This window comes from Pseudomonas sp. 7SR1 (genome assembly GCF_900156465.1).
In the GTDB taxonomy this organism is placed as follows: Bacteria; Pseudomonadota; Gammaproteobacteria; order Pseudomonadales; family Pseudomonadaceae; genus Aquipseudomonas.
In genome coordinates this window covers 1,422,393-1,438,096 of sequence record NZ_LT707064.1, presented here as the reverse complement: position 1 = coordinate 1,438,096, position 15,704 = coordinate 1,422,393, and the positions used below count along the sequence as shown (strand labels likewise).

The following is a 15,704-nucleotide window of genomic DNA, read 5'->3' as shown; positions in this document are numbered from 1 at the left end:
CTCCACTACACTGCGCTTGCTCGGCTGTTTCGGCCTTGCTTGACCTTCGTCTCAAGACTTTTCGAACAGAGCCTGGATCATGCGCATTCATATGCTGTTATTCGCCCTCGCTGCTTTGGGCGGTTGCGCCACGAGCCCGTTGCCTGCGGTTGATCCGAACATGGCCTGGATCGATTTTTCGACGCCCATGCCAGGTGGCAAGGTGCTGATGGCCGAGAAGCTGGATGGTCAGCGACTGCAGGACGGACGCTTCTTCCAGGTTTCGCCGGGCAGTCACGAACTGGAAGCGCGCTTCGATTTTGAAGTGTTCAGCGGCGGTGGCCTGGGAATGCTGAGCGAGCCGCAAGAACGGCTGTGCTACCTGACCGTGCGGTACGATCATTTCGAGGCGGGCCAGCGCTATCGCCTGGAAGCGCGTAACCTGGCCTACACCCCAAGCGCCCGGCTCTATAACGCCAGGCGGGAAATCGTGGCCGAGGATCGCCAGGCCCGTTGTATCCCCTGAAGTGTTCTAACGGTCGTTCTTCTGGTAGATGATTTTCTTGGTGCCATTTTCGCAACTGCCCACCACCATGTTCTCGTCGTGGACTTCTTCGTTGGCGACGATTTCCAGGGTGTAGGAAGACACGTTGTTGGCCTGGATCTTCGCTTCGATTTTCACCTTCAGTTCTTCGCAGGACCTGGGTGCGGCGAGCGCCGATGAGGCCAATGCGCAACCGATGACCATCAGGGCAAGTCGTTTCATGCTCGAATTCCTCATTGCAGCGCGCACTGCCTGGGCGCTGAAACTGCTGGCGTGCATTCGACCACAATTTGAGCGGGGCTGACAGATACCCTGCAAGGTCGCAGCCTTTATCGCCTGAAGGCTGCGACCGTTTCCACGCGTCAGCCCACCAGCGTTGCGTCGAGGGTGATCTTGGCGTTAAGCACCTTGGAGACCGGGCATCCTTCCTTGGCCTTGTTGCTCAGTTCTTCGAACTGCTGCTGGCTCGCGCCGGGGATCTTCGCCTTGAGAATCAGCTTGACCGCCGTGATCGCAAAGCCGCCATCGACCTGGTCCAGGGTCACTTCGGCATTGGTGTCGATACTGTCGGCCTTGAGCCCGGCATCCCCCAGGATCATCGAAAACGCCATGGAGAAGCAGCCCGCATGGGCCGCGCCGATCAATTCTTCAGGGTTGGTGCCCTTGCCGCCTTCGAAGCGCGCCTTGAAGCCATAAGGGGCTTCGCGCAACACGCCGGTTTCCGTCGAGATGGAGCCGATGCCGGTTTTCAGGTCACCTTCCCAGTGTGCCGATGCTTTCTTAACGATAGCCATGTTTGCCTCCTCAAGAACCGGCGCGAGGAATTCGCGCCAGGGTGTTTTCCGTTGTCAGGGTTGTGAGGATAGACCGGTCGATAAAGTTCATCCTGTCGATTAGCTGACCGATTTAGTAGGAAAATTCGATCCAGCTATTGAAACTCGGGTATATGCCCACATTGCATGGAACACACCTTTAGTAAACGGCAGGCTTTTGCCCGTGGAAAAGCCCCAGCGCCGTTGGAGATCCTGGCCCATGAAACAGCTGTCCGACGTGAAATTCTCAACCCTCGACCTGGTCCCTGTCCGTGCGGACGGCAACGCCGGCCAGTCCTTGCGCAACTCCCTGGATTTGGCGCAGCACGTGGAAAAGTTCGGCTATACGCGCTTCTGGGTGGCCGAGCATCACAACATGGATGGCATCGCCAGTTCAGCGACAGCGGTGCTGCTGAGTTATCTGGCAGGGGGTACCTCGACCATTCGCGTCGGCTCCGGCGGAGTGATGTTGCCCAACCATGCGCCGTTGGTCATCGCCGAACAGTTCGGCACGCTGGAGAGCCTTTTTCCTGGCCGGATCGACCTGGGCCTGGGGCGCGCGCCAGGCTCCGACCAGATGACCGCCCGGGCCTTGCGCCGCGAACGCTCCGGCAGTGCGGATGATTTTCCGGATGACGTCGCCGAACTGATGCGCTACCTCGGCCCACGCACTCCCGATCAGCGGATCATCGCCATGCCCGGTACCGGCACCAACGTGCCGGTATGGCTGTTGGGTTCGAGCCTGTTCAGTGCGCAGCTGGCCGGTGAACGCGGTTTGCCCTACGCCTTCGCATCCCATTTCGCACCGCGCTTCATGCACGAGGCGATTCGCATCTACCGTAACCATTTCAAGCCGTCGGCGACGCTCGACAAGCCGTACGTGATGCTTGGCGTACCGTTAGTGGCGGCGGACACTGACGAACAGGCCGATTACCTGGCGACCTCGGTGTACCAGCGCATCCTGGCGTTGATCCGTGGCCAGAGCCTGGTGCAGCGCCCTCCGGTGGAAACCATGAATGGTCTGTGGCTGCCCCACGAGAAGGAAGCGGTGGGCGACTTCCTGGGCCTGGCCATGGTGGGTGGACCGCAGAAGATCCGCGCCAGACTGGAGGTGTTGATCGAGCAGACCCAGGCAGACGAACTGATCTTCACCAGCGACCTGTATGAACATGCCGACCGCCTGCATTCCTATGAAGTGCTGGCCCAGGTCATGAAAGGCTGAATCGCGCCCATGAAAAAGCCGACGCAATGCGTCGGCTTTGCATACACGCGAAATCAACGTTTATAGACGATTTCCTTTGTACCACCTTCGCAGCTGCCGACGACTTCCCCATCGGACGCTGTGCCTTTATCAACGATCTCCAGCGAATAACCTGACACGCCTTTACCATCAAGCTTCGCCGCGATTTCGCCCTTGAGCTCTTCGCAGGGTTTACCGGCCGCAAACGCAGAACCTGCAAGGCTCAGTAACCCCAGGGCCACCATCAACTTTTTCATCGCTCGCACTCCTTGGTCGGATCAGACTGGGCTGGTATCGAGAAAGCGGATGCGCTTGTCGGATAGCGCATCGCCATTCCCTATGGCACTCCGCCAGCGTGCAAGTTCACAGCTTCATCAGCTATTTGCAATCCGGAACCCGACTTTGAGTGTCACCTGAAAATGCGCGGCCCGGCCGTTTTCGATATGACCACGGGTTTCCGTGACTTCGAACCATTCCAGGTGCTTGAGGCTCTTGCTGGCTTCGGCCAGGGCATTGTTGATGGCATCTTCGATGCTGGTAGCAGACGAGCCGACCAGCTCGACTTTCTTATAGGTGTGATGATCACTCATGACGTTCTCCTTGGTTGTCTTTAACAGCCTAGCAGCGATTTTTCGCCTTACGTGTGGTGCCGTTTACGCTTCGAAGTTCAGATTTACTGCACTTTCACAAACCCTCGCAGTCCCAACTTCACACGCACTCAACCACTGCAGGAGAGAGCCACCATGGCCAGCACTTCATTACGTAAAGCCTCGTTGCAAAGCATGGAAGCGGAGATCGAGAGTCTGCTCAAGTCGTTGGAGACCCTGAAGGACGACGCTTCGGACGAGTCGCGTAAGACCCTCAAGTCGTTGAAGGCCAATGCCGAAAATGCGCTGAAACATTCTCGTCATCTGCTCAGCGACGCCTACGAGGAAGTCAAGGTGAAAACCCGTGAAACCGGGCTCGCTACCCGTGACTACGCCCAGGAGCACCCATGGACCACGGCAGGTGTCGCGGTGGGGGCGATTGGTTTGCTCGCCGCCTATCTGCTGTGCAAACGCGGTCACTGAGCCGGTTGATTCAACTCGTGCCTGAGCCACTGGGCCAATTGCCGCGCCCGGCCATCCGCCGCCCGCTTGGGTAGCCATAACGCCAGTCGCGCCGGGGTTTCATCGAAGCCCCATGGCGCGACCAGGCGTCCGGCGCGCACATCTTCGGCGACCAGCGGCTCGGGAGCGATTGCCACGCCCAGCCCTGCGACAGCAGCTTCCAGAAGATAATAGAGATGCTCGAAACCTTGGCCCAACCTCAGGGTTTGTGGGTCGAGGCCGTTTTGTCGTGCCCAGGTCGGCCAGGCTTGGGGGCGTGAGGTGGTATGCAGTAACGGCTCGTCCGACAGGGCCCTTGGCGGTGCGGCCTGTAAACGAGCGAAGCCGGCATAACGGGGGCTCATCACCGGGCCGATCCGCTCGCTGACCAGTTCATACACCTGCATGTCCACTGGCCAGGGTGGCTCGGCGAACACCAGCAAGGCATCCAGTCCCGGCCGCCTGGGGTCCAGGTCGCCCTCGCCAGCGGACAGATGCAGGCGCAAGTCCGGCAGGTCGGCATTGAGCCGGCCCAGCCGCGGAATGAACCAGCGCGCCAGCAGGCTGCCCGAACATCCCAATACGAAAGGCGCATCCGCCGTGCTTCGCGTCAGTTCGGCGCAAACGGTACGTAGCCGCTCGAAGGCTTCGGCGCTGGCGTCGCGTAGGCGAACGCCGGCATCTGTGAGTTTAAGGCCGCGCCCTTCCTTGACGAAAAGGCTGACGCCCAGATGCTCCTCCAGCACCTTCAGTTGTCGACTGACGGCCCCATGGGTAACGTGAAGCTGCTCGGCCGCCTGGCTTACGCTGTTCAAGCGGGCGGTGGCTTCGAACGCCCTGAGGGCATTGAGTGGGGGAAGGTCATGACTCATTTTATATGTGAGATTTCCTGACAGGTTGCGGCGATCTTATCGGTTTTCAGCGTGGCATGTCAGGGGTAGAGTGGGCTCATTGTTCTTCTACGCATTGCCTGGAGCGCCCCGATGACCCAGCCTACGACCCCTTTCAACCTTCGCAGCGGCCCCGACGCCAACGGCCTGTTCGGTGCCTTCGGTGGCCGTTATGTGGCCGAAACCCTGATGCCGCTGATCCTGGATCTGGCCCGCGAATATGAAGTGGCAAAGCAGGATCCTGCGTTCCTCGAGGAACTGGCCTACTTCCAGCGTGACTATGTCGGTCGTCCAAGTCCCCTCTATTTTGCCGAACGCCTGACCGAATACTGCGGTGGCGCAAAAATCTATCTCAAGCGCGAAGAGCTGAATCACACCGGCGCCCACAAGATCAACAACTGCATCGGCCAGATCCTGCTGGCGCGGCGCATGGGCAAGAAACGCATCATCGCCGAGACAGGCGCTGGCATGCACGGCGTGGCGACCGCTACCGTGGCCGCGCGTTTCGGTCTGGATTGCGTGATCTACATGGGCACCACCGACATCGAACGCCAGCAGGCCAACGTGTTTCGCATGAAGCTGCTCGGCGCCGAGGTGATCCCGGTGGTCGCCGGCACCGGCACGCTGAAGGATGCGATGAACGAGGCCCTGCGCGATTGGGTCACCAACGTCGATAGCACGTTTTACCTGATCGGCACCGTGGCCGGCCCGCACCCGTACCCGGCCATGGTTCGCGACTTCCAGGCAGTGATCGGCAAGGAAACCCGCGATCAGCTGCAAGCCCAGGAAGGCCGTCTGCCGGATAGCCTGGTGGCTTGCATCGGCGGCGGCTCCAACGCCATGGGCCTGTTCCATCCATTCCTGGACGATAAGAGCGTCGAAATCATCGGCGTCGAAGCGGCGGGCTACGGCATCGAGACCGGCAAGCACGCGGCGAGCCTGAACGGCGGTGTCCCCGGCGTGTTGCACGGCAACCGCACGTTCCTGCTGCAGGACGAAGACGGCCAGATCATCGACGCCCATTCGATCTCCGCCGGCCTCGACTACCCGGGCATCGGCCCTGAACACGCCTGGTTGCACGACATCGGCCGTGTCCAGTACACCTCGATCACCGATGCCGAAGCCCTTGATGCGTTCCATAAGTGCTGCCGCCTGGAGGGGATCATTCCGGCCCTGGAAAGCTCCCATGCCCTGGCGGAAGTGTTCAAACGCGCGCCGAACCTGCCGAAAGACCACTTGATGGTGGTCAACCTTTCCGGCCGTGGCGACAAAGACATGCAAACCGTAATGCACCACATGGAACAGTCCCAGCAGGAGAAACACTGATGAGCCGCCTGCAAACCCGTTTTGCCGAACTCAAGGAACAGAACCGTGCCGCCCTGGTGACCTTCGTCACCGCCGGAGACCCGGACTACGACACCTCGCTGGCAATTCTCAAGGGCCTGCCTGCGGCCGGCGCTGATGTGATCGAGCTGGGCATGCCCTTCACCGATCCGATGGCCGACGGCCCGGCTATTCAGTTGGCCAACATCCGTGCGCTGGGGGCTCGGCAGGATCTGGCCAAAACCTTGCAGATGGTTCGCGAGTTCCGCAAGGACAACACCCAGACCCCTCTGGTGCTGATGGGTTATTTCAACCCGATCCATCGTTATGGCGTGCAGCGTTTCATCGGCGAGGCACTGGACAGTGGGGTCGACGGCCTGATCGTCGTGGACATGCCGCCCGAGCACAACAGCGAGCTGTGCGAGCCGGCCCAGGCGGCTGGGCTGGATTTCATCCGCCTGACCACGCCGACTACTGACGATGTGCGCTTGCCTACGGTGCTCAACGGTAGCTCGGGCTTCGTGTACTACGTATCGGTGGCGGGCGTGACCGGCGCTGGTGCCGCGACGCTGGAGCATGTGGAAGAGGCCGTCACACGTCTGCGGCGGCACACCGACTTGCCAATCAGCATCGGCTTCGGCATTCGTACGCCTGAGCAAGCCGCCGCTATTGCGCGGTTGGCTGATGGTGTCGTGGTGGGCTCCGCACTGATCGACCATATCGCCAGCGCCGACACCCCGGAGCAGGCGATTGATGGCGTATTGAGTTTGTGTGCCGCCCTGGCCGACGGAGTGCAGAAAGCACGCCTCAGCTGATTGGAGCGGTTTTTGGTCATGAAAAAAGGGTTCAGGACCTGGTTCTGAACCCTTTTTTCATAAGCACGGACAGATGACTGGCTTAGCCTGAGATTCGACGCCTTTCAGAGCGTCACATAATCAGGGCAACTCCAGCCCGCCGCCGGCCTTGTGCAGTTTGCGCAGATGCTCGCCGATGGCCTTGACGTTGGCTTCGTTCGCGTTGATTTCTGCGGCCCGACCTGGCTCGAGCAAGGCCCTGACTTCCTTGTCCAGATCCCCGGTCAGTGTCTGAAGCTGCTTTTGACGCAAGCTGCTTTCCGATTCCAGCCGCTGCCATTCGCTGGGTTGTGGCAAGCCATAGCCGCTGCTGCCCAGCAGTTCTGCAGGACGACTGAGGAAGCCGCTATTGGCGAGGATCTGTTGCAGCGTAGCGTTGGCCCTTTCCATACCGCCGTTCTGAAGTTCGCGGGCACCCAGGTAACGCTGCTTGACTTCATCCTGGGCCAGCAGCAACTGACGACGATAGCTGGCCTGTTCCAATAGCAGCAACGCTGCGCTGGTACGCAGGTCGGCCTTTTCGAACCACACGCGACGCTCTGCGGCGTCCAGGGCCAGCCAGTCCTCCACCGTCTGTTGCTTGATGGGCAAGTGCTTTTTCAGCACTTCGAACATGGCCTGGTAGCGTTCGCGGAATGAGTCGAAGCGGTAGCCCAGCCGCAACGCTTCCTTGGGGTCGTCGAGCACGCTGGTGTCGGCAAGCCCGCGACCCTTGAGCACTTCGAGCAAGCCGTTGGGCATGATGCTGTCCAGCCCCTTGAGTTGCTCGTTGTCGCTTCCGCTGCGCAGCAGTTTCAGGCTTTCCACGGCGCAGTTGTTGGACAGGAAGTAATAGTTGCCGTCGTAGCTCCAGTGCATTTCGGCGGCATGCTCGACTACTTTCTCGATTTCGGTACGCGACAGGTTCAAGGGCACCGATGCCAGGCTGCGCAGTTCAGTCTTGGTGTATTCATCGATCACCTGGGCCAGCGGCAGCACGAACAGGCGCGAAGGGTACTTGCCCACCAGTCCATCCCAGCTCGACAGTTGTACGTCGCCCACGAACGCCCGGTACGACAGCACCAGATGCTGGTCCAGATCCAACCGGCAATCCGGCCCACGGGGGCGATCCGGTGCGCAGATCACCAGCCGGAGCATGCTGTGCCCCCAACGGCTGACCCAGTTCTGGTTGGCTTCGGCCAGCAGGTAGTCGACGGCGTAGACGCGTTCCGGATCGACCTTGCCCAGCGGCGTCCTGGCGAAATCATTGCCGGCGTTGAGAAACGCGAACGATTTGGCGCAGGTATCCCTGGCAGCAGGAGCCCAGCCGAAATGCTGCTGGTAATAGCGATACAGGGCGGGCCGGCGGCAGGCGTAGCTTGGGTCCAGGAGGAAGTACTCCATGTTGACCGCGACAAATTCCTTGGGGCTGCTGGTCTCGTAGAGATCCGGGCTGCGGGCGACCTGGCGGTTGTGCTGTTCGCGTTCGCCGCGACGACCGACATATTGCGGCCAGCCGGCGAGATCCAGCAGGCGCGGATCATCGCTGAGGGTAAAGCGACGGTCGTTCTGGCCTCGGCAATTGTCAGGCAGGCCGATCAGCCCGGAACTTGCGGTGCGACGGGTACAGCGCTGGATCTGCGTGCGTTCGGCATCGGGCCACAAGCGCGCGCGGTCGTAGATATGAGTCAGCTCATGCAGGACGGTGGCGAGCAATTCCCGCCTAACGGTGCCGTGGGGACGGTGGGTCTTCTGCGTGGCAGCGCTGCCGTCAGTGAGGCTTTCGAGCAAATTGCTGTTGAGGTCGAGCTGCGACACCAGCGCGGCCTGGCCATAGGCATTGGCTGGCATCTGGTCGGTCCAGCCGACATCGATGCGTCGATCCAACTGTTCAATGAAGCGCGGCGGCAAGGCCTGCATGGCTTCATCGAGCAGCGCCTGGCTGGCCTGCTGCTCTGCCGGGCTCAAGCCTTCAGTATTGAGGTGCAGTTGCAGGCCGGCCTGGGCGGTGCTGCCCATGAGCAGCAGCACCCCGGTCGTCAACCAGGCGGCGAGCCGCCTCACAATGCGAGGATGGCTTCGGCGAGAACCTGGTCACTGGCGTCGCGGGCTTCCGGCACGCGGGCACGCAGGGTATCGAAAGCGGCCTCGAGGTGTGCGCCACGGATCTCACCGTTGCTGGCAACGAAGCTGGCGGCATCGTCATGGGCTTCGCGCACGATTTTCGAGTCACGGATGGAAGTGGTGGTATCGGAGGTGAAATCGATCGAGCGCTGGGAGGCGCGGACGATGATGTTACTGGTGGCTACCAGGGTATGCGCCTGGGCCATATCGGCCAATACCAACAGGCCAAGGGCGGCAGCAATCAGCGGGCTACGCATGGAACGACTCCGAAAGATAAGGATGACTATTGGACGAGAATTGCCTGTGCCAGTTCAAGGTCGCTGGCATGAAGTTTTGGCTGGTTCTGGCGCAGGTAACCCAGGGCCGATTCCAGTCGTGCACCTCGCAATTGCCCGTCGCTGGCTATGAATGCCGCGGCGTCGTCGCGGGCGGCGGCGACTATTTTATGGTCGAAGGGCGCTGAGGTCACCATGCTCGTGGCGTAGCCGCTGGCGACCAATTGTTGGGTGGAGACATCCAGGGCATGGGCCGGAACGGACCAGCAGACAGTGGTGAAGACAGCGGTGACGAACAGATTCGAATGGAAACGCATGGGACTCGACGGTTGATGACGAACCTGAAGGCTAGCGCAAACCGGCGGGCCAGAGCCAGCGCTGAAACATCGGAACACCTTTGGCGTCCCGATGTTTCATGTAGCTCAGATCACCAATATGGCTTGGGCCAATTGCGCGTCGGTGGCTTTCAACTGTGGGGCTTGCTGACGGATGTAATCCAGCGCGCTTTCCAGCTTGACGCCGCGGATTGCGCCTTCGCTGGCCACGAAGCTGGCAGCGTCGTCACGGGCCGCCTGAACGATTTTGTTGTCTCGCAGCGAGGAGGTGGCATCGGAGGTCACGTCGGACGTGGCCTTGAGGGCGCCTACGATGGAATCGGTGGTGACGATGAAACTGCTGGCATTGGCTTGGGCGGCTATGGCCAGCAGGGTCGCGGCGCTGAGCAGACGAAGACGGATCATGATGAAACTCCTTGAGTTGTGGGGTGACGCCGATGCAGGTACCTGAGCAGACGCAGGCTCGGCTCGCTTCGCCACGGTCAACCAGATATTAAGTCAGAACGGGAGAGATGGCAGCTCTCAAAAGATTTGGATGCTTTAATCTTCCGCTCTTCTGACTGTACTGGTCTGTCGTGCAATTTATTTAAACTGTTTTGTTCGAGGTCTCAGTGAATCGAAACGCCTTTAAACGACAAAACCCGTCGCGGTTTCCCGCGACGGGTTTTGTTTGTTCAATTCGATGCTGGCGGTGGACCCGACGGGTCAGGGCCAGCGACGCTGAGTTAGCGCCAGAACGGCTTGCTCAGCTCTTCGTAGCGTTGTGCTTCGCTGATACCGGCATCGGCCAGCAGGCGCGAATCCAGACGAGCCAGTTGATGGCGGCTGGCAATGCGACGCTGCCACAGCATCAGGTTGGCGATAACGCGAAGAGGCAGGGAAGCCTGGTTTTTTGCAGCTTTGTCTTCGAAAAACAGCTCGGAACTGAGTGTACGTTCCATGGTTGACATCCTTCCGCTTTTGGCGGGATCAGGTAGTGGCTTGACTGGTGCCCATGATCCTCTCGTTTAGCCAGTCTCTGTAGATACAGTTCATCTGTATTGTGCGAGACCAGTTAACTGTTAAATAGGGGTGTGCTGGTCAATATTGAGGCAACTGTACTTGTTCGCACTTATTTGGTGCGTTTTTGGTTATTTTAGGAGCTCTGGTAGGAATACCTTGTAGGAAAACACCGGTACAGCAGTACAGATTTTGCCAGGACTGCATTGAATTTCATGGCCAGCAAAAACTGTACTCGCGACACCGGTATTCCAGCTGTATCAAACCGCCAACATGCGCCCGGTTTCTTCCAGGTTCAGGTGCCAGCTCAGTGCATCACGCAGGATGTGTGGCGTATGCCCACCCAGGGCACAGGCAGCTTCGAAGTATTCGTTCAAGGCCTGGCGATAGGAGGGATGCACACAATTGTCGATGATCTGCCGTGCCCGCTCCCGTGGCGCAAGGCCCCGCAGGTCGGCCAAACCAATCTCGGTGACCAGGATATCGACGTCATGCTCGGTATGGTCCACGTGACTGACCATCGGCACGACGCTGGAGATTGCCCCCCCTTTGGCGATCGACTTCGTGACGAAGATCGCCAAGTGTGCGTTGCGGGCGAAATCACCCGATCCGCCAATACCGTTCATCATCCGGGTGCCACAGACATGGGTGGAGTTGACGTTGCCGTACAGGTCGAACTCCAGCGCGGTATTGATGCCGATGATGCCCAGGCGGCGTACCACTTCCGGATGGTTGGAAATCTCTTGCGGTCGCAGGACCAGCTTGTCCTTGTATCTCTCGAGGTTGCTGAACACATCGGCATTGCGACGGCTGGACAGGGTGATGGAGCTGCCCGATGCGAAGCTCAGCTTGCCGGCGTCGATCAGGTCGAACGTAGAGTCCTGCAGCACTTCGGAATACATGGTCAGTTCTTCGAACGGGGAGTCGATCAAGCCGCACATCACCGCATTGGCGATGTTGCCGATCCCGGCCTGCAACGGTCCGAGCCGGTTGGTCATGCGTCCGGCGGCAACTTCCCGCTTGAAAAAATCGATCAAGTGATCGGCAATGGCCTGGGTGTCGCTGTCCGGTGGCAGAACGGTGGAAGGCGAGTCCGGTTGATTGGTGATGACGATGGCAACGATTTTTTCGGGCGGGATCGGAATGGCGGTGCTGCCGATACGATCATCGACCTTTACCAAGGGGATGGGGGTGCGGCTTGGGCGATAGGTCGGGATATAGATGTCGTGCAACCCTTCCAGGTTCGGGTTGTGGGCCATGTTGATCTCGACAATTACCTGTTTGGCGAAGATGGCAAAGCTGGCCGAATTGCCTACTGACGTCGTTGGTACAATATGGCCCTGTTCGGTGATAGCCACCGCTTCGATAACGGCGATATCGGGCAGTTTGAGCTGAGCGTTGCGAAGTTGCTCGACGGTTTCGGAAAGATGTTGGTCGATGAACATTACCTCGCCGGCATTGATCGCCTTGCGCAAGGTGCTATCGACCTGGAAAGGCATGCGTCGCGCCAGTACACCGGCCTCGGTGAGTTGTTTATCCAGGTCGTTGCCCAGGCTCGCTCCGGTCATCAGGCTGATTTTGAGCGGCGAGATCCGGGCACGCTCGGCGAGGGCGTGAGGCACGGCCTTCGCTTCGCCAGCGCGAGTAAAGCCGCTCATGCCTACGGTCATGCCGTCCTCGATCAACAAAGCTGCGTCAGCAGCGCTCATCACTTTATTCGACAACGAAGGCAGGCGGATGCGATCTTGGTACATGGGGGGCTATCTCGGGCTGGAAGCAGGATGCGCAGTCTAGTGAATTCACTCCGTGCCCGTCCCGCTACAAAAGTCGCATTTGAGGCGTCTATTACGGGCGTTTCAGGCAAAACATTATTACCGGATCGGTAACGAATGGGCTTGATACAAATCAAAACGCCCCGACAAGTCGGGGCGTTTTGGGTGAATCGCGCAGGTTTTATTCGACTGCCTTGACCATGTCTTCGATGACTTTCTTGGCGTCGCCAAACACCATCATGGTCTTGTCCAGGTAGAACAGCTCGTTATCCAGGCCAGCGTACCCGCTGGCCATCGAGCGCTTGTTGACGATGATGGTCTTGGCCTTGAACGCCTCGAGGATCGGCATGCCGGCGATAGGCGACTTCGGATCGTTCTTCGCCGCCGGGTTGACGACGTCGTTGGCGCCCAGCACCAGCACCACGTCTGCCTGGCCGAACTCGGAGTTGATGTCCTCCATCTCGAACACCTGGTCATAGGGCACTTCGGCCTCGGCCAGCAGGACGTTCATGTGTCCGGGCATGCGTCCGGCTACCGGGTGGATTGCGTATTTCACGGTCACTCCATGATGGGTCAGCTTCTCGGTCAGCTCTTTCAGTGCGTGTTGCGCGCGAGCCACCGCAAGGCCGTAACCCGGGACGATAATGACCGTATCGGCGTTGGTCAGCAGGAACGTGGCATCGTCGGCAGAACCGGATTTCACCGGGCGCGCCTCTTTCGAGCCCGCCGGGCCGCCGGCATCGGCGCTGTTGCCAAAGCCACCGAGCAGCACGTTGAAGAACGAACGGTTCATGGCCTTGCACATGATGTACGACAGGATCGCGCCACTGGAGCCCACCAGGGAGCCGGCGATGATCAGCATCGAGTTGTTCAGGGAGAAGCCGATCCCCGCCGCTGCCCAGCCCGAATAGCTGTTGAGCATCGACACTACTACCGGCATGTCCGCGCCGCCGATCGGGATGATGATCAGCACGCCCAGCACGAATGCCAGGGCCAGCATCAGGGCGAAGGCGCCCAGGTTGCCAGTGAACATGAAGGTCAGGCCCAGGCCCAGCGTAGCGAGGCCCAGGATAAGGTTGAGCTTGTGCTGGCCGCCAAACTGTACCGGTGCGCCCTGGAACAGGCGAAACTTGTATTTACCCGACAGCTTGCCGAAGGCGATCACCGAACCGGAGAAGGTGATTGCACCAATGGCTGCACCCAGGAACAGCTCCAGGCGGTTACCGGCCGGAATCGAATCGCCCAACTGCTTGACGATGCCCAGAGACTGAGGCTCGACGACAGCTGCGATGGCAATGAACACCGCTGCCAGGCCGATCATGCTGTGCATGAACGCCACCAGTTCCGGCATCTTGGTCATCTCGACACGCTTGGCCATGATGGAACCGGCGGTGCCACCCACCAACAGACCGACGATGACGTAACCGATGCCTGCGGTTGCGAGCTCGGCGCCCAACTTATAGATAAGCCCGACAGTGGTCAGCACCGCCAAGGCCATGCCGAGCATGCCGAACAGGTTGCCGCGGCGGGACGTGGTGGGGTGCGACAGGCCTTTGAGGGCTTGGATGAAGCAAACGGACGCGATCAGGTAGAGCGTCGTTACCAGGTTCATGCTCATTACTTGGGCGCCTCTTCTTTTACGGCTTTCGGGGCTTTTTTCTTGAACATCTCGAGCATCCGGCGCGTGACCAGGAAACCACCGAACACGTTAACTGCGGCCAGGGCCACGGCAAGGGTGCCCATGGTCTTGCCAAGTGGTGTGACGGTCAGCGCAGCGGCGAGCATGGCGCCGACGATCACGATGGCCGAGATGGCATTGGTGACTGCCATCAATGGCGTGTGCAGCGCGGGTGTAACGTTCCAGACCACGTGGTAACCGACATAGATCGCCAGCACGAAGATGATCAGGTTGTAGATACCGGGGGAGATAAGCTCTTCCATTGTCTGAATCCCTGCTTAGGCGTTTTTACGGATGACTTGGCCATCGCGGCACATCAGGCACGCGGCGACGATGTCGTCTTCCAGGTTCACGTCGAACTGACCTTCCTTGGTGAAGACCAGCTTCAGGAAGTCCAGCAGGTTGCGGGCGTACAGCGCCGAAGCGTCAGCCGCGACTTCACCGGCCAGGTTGGTCGGACCGACGATGGTCACGCCATGTTCGACGACTACCTGGTCAGCCACCGTCAGCGGGCAGTTGCCACCCTGGGCTGCGGCGAGGTCGATGACCACCGAGCCGGGTTTCATCTGTGCGACTGTTTCCGCGCTCAGCAGGGTCGGTGCCTTGCGGCCCGGGATCAGTGCGGTGGTGATGACGATGTCGGCCTGTTTGGCGCGCTCGTGCACGGCCTGGGCCTGGCGCTGCATCCAGCTCGCCGGCATGGGGCGGGCATAGCCGCCAACACCGACTGCGCATTCACGCTCTTCATCAGTTTCATAAGGCACATCGACGAACTTGGCGCCGAGGGATTCGGTCTGTTCCTTGACCGCGGGCCTTACGTCCGAAGCCTCGATCACCGCGCCCAGACGCTTTGCGGTGGCGATCGCCTGCAACCCGGCCACGCCGGCGCCCAGGATCAGCACCCGCGCCGCTTTCACGGTGCCTGCGGCGGTCATGAGCATCGGCATGAAGCGTGGATAGTAATGAGCCGCCAGTAACACCGCTTTATAGCCAGCGATATTCGCCTGGGACGACAGCACATCCAGGCTTTGGGCGCGGGAGGTCCGTGGCGCGGCCTCGAGGGCGAAAGCGGTAATGCCGCGTTCGGCCATCTTGGCAATGATGTCGTTGTTGAATGGATTGAGCATACCCACCAGAACGGTGCCGCTCTTGACCAGCATCAGCTCGCTGTCGCTGGGAGCGACCACCTTGAGAATCAGTTCGGCCCCGAATGCGTCATTGGCGCTGCCAATGGTCGCGCCTGCTGCTTCGTAGGCACTGTCGATAACGCTGGCTTTGACGCCCGCGCCACTTTGAACAGTGACTTTATGACCCTGGCCGATCAGCTTCTTGATGGTTTCCGGGGTAGCAGCAACCCGTGTTTCACCCGTTTGGGTTTCGAGAGGAACACCAATGTGCACGTCAAATCTCCTGCGTGATCTTATTGAGTAAGCCCAGGCACTTCGGATGGTGCTGCTGGGGCGGCGGATCAGCACGATCCCGCCGAATCAGGCGGGGCGCGGCATTTTGCAGGCGAAAATTCAGCCCATCAAGGGATTATGACTGGTGACGAAAAATTAACTACAAGTCACCCTGTGACTGAATGTCGCAATCACTAGGCTTGATCCCGTGCAGGCCGTGCTTTTCAAGGATTCAGGCGCAAATCGATAAAATTTCCCATTGGCTGGATGAATGAGCACACATGGGTTGCGCAATATGGCTCAAAGCCACGTATTTGAACGGTTCTGAGACTACTGTACCGATTTCATAACAGATTGACTGTATGCGACAAAAACTTATATCTGTAGCGCTTTTGGTTAGCTGACTACCGGA

The 15,704-nt window shown here is 59.6% G+C and carries 19 protein-coding genes; 5 read left to right on the top strand and 14 right to left on the bottom strand.

Going from position 1 to position 15,704, the window contains the following annotated elements; translation table 11 throughout:
• Positions 1-79 precede the first annotated feature (79 nt).
• On the top strand, positions 80-505 hold the full coding sequence (locus BW992_RS06485) for a PA0061/PA0062 family lipoprotein (RefSeq protein ID WP_072398042.1): 426 nt from the start codon (positions 80-82) through the stop codon (positions 503-505).
• Positions 506-511: 6 nt separating this feature from the next.
• Here BW992_RS06485 and BW992_RS06480 read toward each other — a convergent pair whose 3' ends face one another.
• Positions 512-745, bottom strand: coding sequence for a DUF1161 domain-containing protein (locus BW992_RS06480; protein ID WP_072432238.1), 234 nt, complete (start codon positions 743-745; stop codon positions 512-514).
• A gap of 140 nt (positions 746-885) precedes the next feature.
• The gene (locus BW992_RS06475) at positions 886-1,317 is read right to left on the bottom strand and encodes an OsmC family protein (protein WP_072398040.1); all 432 of its coding nucleotides are present in this window, start codon (positions 1,315-1,317) and stop codon (positions 886-888) included.
• A 238-nt stretch (positions 1,318-1,555) separates the two neighbouring features.
• Between BW992_RS06475 and BW992_RS06470 the strand changes: the two genes are divergently transcribed.
• The gene (locus BW992_RS06470) at positions 1,556-2,557 is read left to right on the top strand and encodes an LLM class flavin-dependent oxidoreductase (protein ID WP_072459683.1); all 1,002 of its coding nucleotides are present in this window, start codon (positions 1,556-1,558) and stop codon (positions 2,555-2,557) included.
• Between the two features lie 53 nt (positions 2,558-2,610).
• On the opposite strand, the gene BW992_RS06465 is transcribed toward BW992_RS06470, so the two are convergent.
• Together BW992_RS06465 and BW992_RS06460 are read right to left on the bottom strand one after the other, a co-directional pair.
• The gene (locus BW992_RS06465) at positions 2,611-2,832 is read right to left on the bottom strand and encodes a DUF1161 domain-containing protein (RefSeq protein WP_072398038.1); all 222 of its coding nucleotides are present in this window, start codon (positions 2,830-2,832) and stop codon (positions 2,611-2,613) included.
• Positions 2,833-2,949: 117 nt separating this feature from the next.
• Complete coding sequence (locus tag BW992_RS06460) at positions 2,950-3,165, bottom strand: dodecin (RefSeq protein ID WP_072398037.1); 216 nt, start codon at positions 3,163-3,165, stop codon at positions 2,950-2,952.
• A gap of 153 nt (positions 3,166-3,318) precedes the next feature.
• Here BW992_RS06460 and BW992_RS06455 point away from each other — a divergent pair, with 153 nt between their 5' ends.
• Positions 3,319-3,645 carry a DUF883 family protein gene (locus BW992_RS06455; protein WP_072398036.1) on the top strand — a complete coding sequence of 109 codons (327 nt, stop codon included), beginning with the start codon at positions 3,319-3,321 and terminating at the stop codon, positions 3,643-3,645.
• Here the strand turns inward: BW992_RS06455 and BW992_RS06450 are convergent.
• Positions 3,639-4,535 (bottom strand): LysR family transcriptional regulator, encoded by an 897-nt coding sequence (locus BW992_RS06450; protein WP_076405808.1) that lies wholly within the window; start codon positions 4,533-4,535, stop codon positions 3,639-3,641. The genes BW992_RS06455 and BW992_RS06450 overlap by 7 nt on opposite strands.
• Before the next feature lie 111 nt (positions 4,536-4,646).
• On the opposite strand from BW992_RS06450, the gene trpB reads away from it, so the two are divergent.
• Both trpB and trpA read left to right on the top strand, forming a co-directional pair.
• Positions 4,647-5,879, top strand: a complete 1,233-nt coding sequence (trpB, locus tag BW992_RS06445; RefSeq protein WP_072398034.1) for a tryptophan synthase subunit beta — start codon at positions 4,647-4,649, stop codon at positions 5,877-5,879.
• Positions 5,879-6,691: a tryptophan synthase subunit alpha gene (gene trpA / locus BW992_RS06440; protein WP_072398033.1), complete on the top strand. Its 813-nt coding sequence runs from the start codon at positions 5,879-5,881 to the stop codon at positions 6,689-6,691. Before trpB ends, trpA begins: the two co-directional genes overlap by 1 nt.
• A gap of 120 nt (positions 6,692-6,811) precedes the next feature.
• On the opposite strand, the gene BW992_RS06435 is transcribed toward trpA, so the two are convergent.
• The 9 genes from BW992_RS06435 to BW992_RS06395 all read right to left on the bottom strand — a co-directional run bounded on the left by BW992_RS06435 (position 6,812) and on the right by BW992_RS06395 (position 15,292).
• Positions 6,812-8,773, bottom strand: coding sequence for a DUF7844 domain-containing protein (locus tag BW992_RS06435; RefSeq protein ID WP_076405806.1), 1,962 nt, complete (start codon positions 8,771-8,773; stop codon positions 6,812-6,814).
• Positions 8,770-9,090, bottom strand: coding sequence for a DUF2388 domain-containing protein (locus BW992_RS06430; protein WP_072398031.1), 321 nt, complete (start codon positions 9,088-9,090; stop codon positions 8,770-8,772). The genes BW992_RS06435 and BW992_RS06430 overlap by 4 nt, the downstream gene beginning before the upstream one ends.
• 26 nt (positions 9,091-9,116) lie before the next feature.
• Complete coding sequence (locus tag BW992_RS06425) at positions 9,117-9,425, bottom strand: DUF2388 domain-containing protein (protein ID WP_072398030.1); 309 nt, start codon at positions 9,423-9,425, stop codon at positions 9,117-9,119.
• Positions 9,426-9,530: 105 nt separating this feature from the next.
• Positions 9,531-9,848 carry a DUF2388 domain-containing protein gene (locus BW992_RS06420; RefSeq protein ID WP_072398029.1) on the bottom strand — a complete coding sequence of 106 codons (318 nt, stop codon included), beginning with the start codon at positions 9,846-9,848 and terminating at the stop codon, positions 9,531-9,533.
• Between the two features lie 320 nt (positions 9,849-10,168).
• Positions 10,169-10,384 (bottom strand): DUF1127 domain-containing protein, encoded by a 216-nt coding sequence (locus BW992_RS06415; RefSeq protein WP_072398028.1) that lies wholly within the window; start codon positions 10,382-10,384, stop codon positions 10,169-10,171.
• Between the two features lie 318 nt (positions 10,385-10,702).
• Positions 10,703-12,196 carry an acetyl-CoA hydrolase/transferase family protein gene (locus BW992_RS06410; RefSeq protein WP_072459684.1) on the bottom strand — a complete coding sequence of 498 codons (1,494 nt, stop codon included), beginning with the start codon at positions 12,194-12,196 and terminating at the stop codon, positions 10,703-10,705.
• A 199-nt stretch (positions 12,197-12,395) separates the two neighbouring features.
• The gene (locus BW992_RS06405) at positions 12,396-13,832 is read right to left on the bottom strand and encodes an NAD(P)(+) transhydrogenase (Re/Si-specific) subunit beta (protein ID WP_072398026.1); all 1,437 of its coding nucleotides are present in this window, start codon (positions 13,830-13,832) and stop codon (positions 12,396-12,398) included.
• Positions 13,832-14,155, bottom strand: a complete 324-nt coding sequence (locus tag BW992_RS06400; protein ID WP_003187010.1) for an NAD(P) transhydrogenase subunit alpha — start codon at positions 14,153-14,155, stop codon at positions 13,832-13,834. Before BW992_RS06400 ends, BW992_RS06405 begins: the two co-directional genes overlap by 1 nt.
• Before the next feature lie 15 nt (positions 14,156-14,170).
• On the bottom strand, positions 14,171-15,292 hold the full coding sequence (locus tag BW992_RS06395; RefSeq protein WP_076405804.1) for a Re/Si-specific NAD(P)(+) transhydrogenase subunit alpha: 1,122 nt from the start codon (positions 15,290-15,292) through the stop codon (positions 14,171-14,173).
• Between the last annotated feature and the right edge of the window lie 412 nt (positions 15,293-15,704).